The following is a 3,850-nucleotide window of genomic DNA, read 5'->3' as shown; positions in this document are numbered from 1 at the left end:
TGAAAAGCAGTTTAACAGCTCAGAGAATGTACCGGAGATTTATACTCGGATAAATGATGCACCCTATGCGATAAATGGTTTACCTGTATTGACGGAAGAAGCGTATTCTGTTGGGCTGAGTGTTCGCAATCGTGTTGAAGGCGAAGTAACCATAAAGGTTGATCTATCTCAATTCAGTGCCAATTATGAGGTCTATCTTGAGGACAAGGCCACCGGTTCATGGACAAACCTGAAAGAAGTGAACGAGTATGTTTATACACCGGCACAAATGGGAGATGATCATGACCGTTTTGTCCTTCATTTTGAAAAGATAGCGGAAGTTCCAACCAGTGTTGAAGAACCGGAACAGCATGATATTACCGGAATAGAGATCATTGGGCAGAAGGAGTTTGTAGTGGTTCGAGTCGGTCAGGAATTATTGCAGACTTCCGATGCAACCATTGAAGTCATGGATATAAATGGCCGGTTGATGAACAGTGTCAACACCAATGAACCGGAAACGGAAGTTGATTTGCCTGATAACAGTGGCGTGTTCGTGATTCGTGTAAATGCCGGTGGTGTTGTTGAAACAGGGAAGGTCGTAAGGTCATTAGGTCAATAGGTCATTAGGTCAATAGGTCATGAGGTCATGAGGTCATGAGGTCAATAGGCGAGTAGGTGATTAGGTCGACAGGTGATTAGTGTCTTACCCCTGATATTCTTATTTTTTTGCAAAATTAATGCTCTGTCACTGCTCCGCGGTTAATTGTTACTGACTTTATTGGTAACGTTACCGTTTTGTCACCGCTCCGCGGTTTTAGTATTGCCAACCCTATATCAGCAGTTAATAGCCGCGGAGCGGCGACAGAACGGTAGAATTATGTAATAAGAAAAACAAAAAGCTGCGGAGCTGCGACAGATAATGTATAAATTTGTTTGGTTCTGGCTTGTCCAGGTTAGGTGTTAGGTCAATAGGTCATTAGGTCAATAGGTGATTAGGCGAGCAGGTGGTAGAAATTAACCGCGGAGCGGTGACAGTTTGGTAGTAAAATCTCTGTGAAGTTTGAAAGCCTCGTTCCCGAAATGCCGGGTGCGGGGCTTTCTTAAAAAAGAAGGGGGGTACATTTTTACAGATGCTCGCAATCTGTCATTCTCAACTAAAATTTTTACATCTTCAATGGTTTCTTCCGCCTCCTTTATTCGATGACGTATCAGATTATTTCTTTCATTTTTCTCTTCGGTCATGCGTATATTCCTGTATTTAAAGCTTTAATAAAAATTGGTTGCTTTCCGCGGGCGGAATTGAGTTCTCTTGCTGACATCAGATGAACGTCTAATAAGATGTTATACTTCAGATCAATATCATAGTAACAGCCTTTCGGGACTTCCCGAAACCTTGCCGCACCCCTGCAGGAAGCTTTCGGGACTTCCCGAAACCTTGCCGCACCCTTGCAGGAAGCTTTCGGGACCTCCCGAAACCTTGCCGCACCCCTGCAGGAAGCTTTCGGGACCTCCCGAAAGCTTGTCGCACCCCTGCAGGAAGGTTTCGGGATCTCCCGAAAGCTTGTTGCACCCCTGCATGGAGCTTTCGGGAGTTTCCGAAAGCTCGTTTCAACGATGAAGTGTGATTCGGCCTTTTAGCAGATATTATTGAAAATCAATTTGACATTTATTGTATTTAATAATATATTGCGTCAATAATACTAAAATCTTAATACATTAACTCAAAATTTTAGTAAAATGTTTCTAAGTCCATTTATTCATAAATTCCGTAACAACGAATTTATTCAGTTTATCAAGAATGTTTTGAATGTGGTTCAACACCGCGATCCTGAAAAGTTGAATGTTAAAGCCGCGTATGATAATTTAAACAGGCTGAGTGATCAGATTTCAGCTTTGTATAAACCCGAACTGGGGAGTGATATTACACAAGAATTGGAGGAACTGGACGAGCGACGTGACAGGGCCTTTAACGGAATATTCAAATATGTTGATGCGTTTACAAATCATTTTGAAGAGGAAAAAAGCGATGCCGCTGCTGAGCTTTACGATGCCATTTTACTGTTTGGTGGCGGAATTGCACGCTTGAATTACCAGGCCGAGACCAGCACAATTTCAAGTATTATTAACAGGTTTCGATCGGATACCGATCTTACCACTGCTGTGTCGAAACTGAGTGGATTGGATGAGTGGCTGAACGAGCTTGAAGAAGCCAATCAGATGTTTGATAAGGCTTATATGATGCGTGTTAGAGAAGAAGCGAATAAACCCGGGGTGAAGATGGCCGAAATCAGGAAAGAGATGACTGGTGTTTTTCGCAGTCTGTTGAAGCATCTCGAGGCTCATGCCATTATCTCCGGGGATGAACTGTACGATCAGGTAGCAAAGGAAATCAATGAAGTGATCGAAAACTATAATCAACTGGTTGTAAACCGTTCGTCTTCAGCGTCTGAACCCGAAGAAGAGGTTCAATAGAGAATAAATTAATATGAGATTTTAGTATTATTACAAAAGGCCGAACTTCCTGTTTAAGGATTTTCGGCCTCTTTTTTCAATTATTTCTTTAATCTCTTTTGCCTGTAAAGCTTTTTTTACTGAATATTAGCTCCAACATCTAACATCTGATTTCCAAACTCAACCCTCAATCCTCAATCCTCAACCCTGAACTCTCAACCCTCAATCCTCAACCCTCAATCCTCAATCCTCAATCCTCAACCCTCAATCCTCAATCCTCAACCCTCAACCCTCAACCCTCAACCCTCAACCCTCAACCCTGAACTCTCAACCCTCTATTTCTCCTATCGATCATAATCATAATTCGGCGTACCTCCACCAAATGGATTCTGCGATTCTTTGAAAATTTCATTGTCTTTCGAGGTTGTTTGATTTTCGGTCTGGGTTGAGATCGATGGTGCTCCTGGAAAGTCTGTGGGTTCTGATCCACCCATTAACACGATATCCCTGTCCACATCCACCGACTCCAACACCGGCTTTCGGTAGGGTTTTTTATTATTTGTAGTATGTATATTGTTCCCGATTCTCATCCAGGTAAAATGCTGTGTTGGTTATTGTAAATCCATCCATGTTGAGTGTGGCCTAAAGAGCATCTTTGTTACCAAACTCAAGGTTGTTTTTCAATTTGTCGGGGGATTCATAATGCTTTGGCCCCGGGTAATTAGTGTCTTCCCCTGCCTTGCAGCCGGCACTTTCTGAGCTGACACACATATTGTGAAAATATCTTTGCGAGTTTATAGACACGCACTAATTAAAGCTGCATATAGCAGAAAACATTCTCTTCCTTTCACTTATACATAGTTTCAGTTCGCAAAGATTGCAAAAAATGAGCAAATTGCCTACAGGTTTGGACAAATAGGGGAATTTCTTTGATGAATGGAGGGGGATGAGAATTCGGGGTTTTGTGTTTTGTGTTTTGATTTGGTGTTGGTTAGTAGGCAAGTAGGCAAGTAGGCAAGTAGGCGAGTAGGTCAATAGGTCAATAAATCAATAGGTTAGTAGGTTAATAGTGTCTTATCCCTGATATTCGTGTTTTTTTTGGCAAAATTAATGCTCTGTCACCGCTCCGCGGTTAATTGTTACTGACTTTATTGGTAACGTTACCACTCTGTCACCGCTCCGCGGTTTTAGTATTGTCAACCCTATAACAACAGTTAATAGCCGCGGAGCGGCGACAGAACGGTAGAATTATGTAATAAGAAAAACAAAAAGCTGCGGAGCTGCGACGGATAATGTATAAATTTGTTCGGTTCTGGCTTGTCCAGGTTAGGTCAATAGGTTAGTAGGTCTATAGGTTAGTAGGTCTATAGGCAGGTGATTAAAAATTAACCGCGAAGCGGTGGAAGACCGGTAGCAC

5 protein-coding genes are annotated in these 3,850 nt (G+C 42.3%); 2 read left to right on the top strand and 3 right to left on the bottom strand.

Annotated elements, in window-relative coordinates; translation table 11 throughout:
- Positions 1-601: T9SS type A sorting domain-containing protein (locus OQ5_RS21280; protein WP_016778266.1), on the top strand; the 601-nt coding region annotated here is incomplete at its 5' end.
- A 395-nt stretch (positions 602-996) separates the two neighbouring features.
- On the opposite strand, the gene OQ5_RS0114995 is transcribed toward OQ5_RS21280, so the two are convergent.
- Both OQ5_RS0114995 and OQ5_RS0114990 read right to left on the bottom strand, forming a co-directional pair.
- A complete protein-coding gene (locus OQ5_RS0114995) occupies positions 997-1,224 on the bottom strand; it encodes a hypothetical protein (protein WP_016778265.1) in 228 nt (75 codons plus the stop codon).
- Positions 1,225-1,341: 117 nt separating this feature from the next.
- A complete protein-coding gene (locus OQ5_RS0114990; protein ID WP_016778264.1) occupies positions 1,342-1,560 on the bottom strand; it encodes a hypothetical protein in 219 nt (72 codons plus the stop codon).
- 159 nt (positions 1,561-1,719) lie between these two features.
- Here OQ5_RS0114990 and OQ5_RS0114985 point away from each other — a divergent pair, with 159 nt between their 5' ends.
- Entirely contained in the window at positions 1,720-2,454 is a 735-nt protein-coding gene (locus tag OQ5_RS0114985) for a DUF6261 family protein (RefSeq protein ID WP_016778263.1), read from the top strand.
- Positions 2,455-2,777: 323 nt separating this feature from the next.
- On the opposite strand, the gene OQ5_RS0114980 is transcribed toward OQ5_RS0114985, so the two are convergent.
- The gene (locus tag OQ5_RS0114980; protein ID WP_016778262.1) at positions 2,778-3,023 is read right to left on the bottom strand and encodes a hypothetical protein; all 246 of its coding nucleotides are present in this window, start codon (positions 3,021-3,023) and stop codon (positions 2,778-2,780) included.
- Positions 3,024-3,850: the final 827 nt, after the last annotated feature.

Source organism: Anaerophaga thermohalophila str. Valhall, from assembly GCF_000250735.1.
Classification (GTDB): Bacteria; Bacteroidota; Bacteroidia; order Bacteroidales; family Marinilabiliaceae; genus Anaerophaga; species Anaerophaga thermohalophila_A.
This window is presented reverse-complemented; position numbering and strand designations above follow the sequence as displayed.